This is a genomic window from Actinocorallia libanotica (assembly GCF_039525175.1).
In the GTDB taxonomy this organism is placed as follows: Bacteria; Actinomycetota; Actinomycetes; order Streptosporangiales; family Streptosporangiaceae; genus Actinocorallia; species Actinocorallia libanotica.
Genome location: NZ_BAAAHH010000106.1, coordinates 1 through 1004, shown reverse-complemented (window position 1 = coordinate 1004; position 1004 = coordinate 1). Strand labels below are relative to the sequence as shown.

Sequence of the window (1004 nt, the reverse complement as noted above, 5' to 3'; positions counted from 1 at the left end):
CACGCGACGTCGATGTTTGCCACTGGGAATCATTCGGTAAAGGCTGGCTCACAGATGTGACTAAGCAGCTCAAGCTCGAAAACGTCAACGAAATCACTGCTGACTACGGCGTCCTACCAGACCTCACTCAGGTCAACCCAGCCAACGATGTCGTTTTCACATGGAATGGAACCACCTCTGGCGTACGCGTTCCAAATGCAGATTGGATCAGTGACGAGCGCGAAGGCCTCACCATTTGCGACGCCACTTCAGCAGCATTTGCAATGGATCTTCCATGGGAGAAGCTCGATGTCACCACCTACTCATGGCAAAAAGTTCTCGGTGGTGAAGGTGCACACGGAATGGTCGTTCTCAGCCCTCGTGCAGTCGAGCGCCTACAGACCTACAAGCCAGAACGCCCACTACCGAAAATTTTCCGTCTCACCAAAGGTGACGAAATCATCGAAGGCATCTTCAAAGGCGCCACGATCAATACACCATCCATGCTCGCAGTAGCGGATTACATCGATGCCCTCAACTGGGTCGAATCTATCGGCGGACTCAAAACAATGATTGACCGCGCATCTGCCAACGCAGCCGTGATCGAGAAATTCGTCGCTGAACGCGACTGGGTCAATAACCTAGCTATCGATCCAGCTACAGCTTCCACCACTTCCGTCTGCCTCACTCTCGACCTTGCAGCCGACCAAGTAAAATCTATGGTTAAACTTCTCGAAGCTGAAGACGCTGCCTACGACATTGGCGCCTACCGCGATGCCCCAGCAGGCCTCAGAATCTGGTGTGGTGGCACTGTTGATAGCACAGACCTCGAAGCCTTAATCCCATGGCTCGACTGGGCCTACGCAGAAGTCAAAGGCTAGCCCCCCTCATCAAACTCGCCGGTAATGGTTGTCTCGCGCAAGCGCTACGCCCCTTACCACTTTGAATTGCGCGTTAAAATCTACGTGTACTCAAACATTTTCAAACTCTGACCAGAGGCCAGAGTTTGAAAATGTTTGAGTACA

Annotated in this window: 1 protein-coding gene; it reads left to right on the top strand. The window is 52.4% G+C overall.

Features of this window, described 5'->3' with window-relative positions:
* Positions 1-860 (top strand): phosphoserine transaminase (locus ABD140_RS39855; protein ID WP_344248261.1); only part of this gene is annotated, 860 nt, incomplete at its 5' end.
* Positions 861-1004 lie beyond the last annotated feature (144 nt).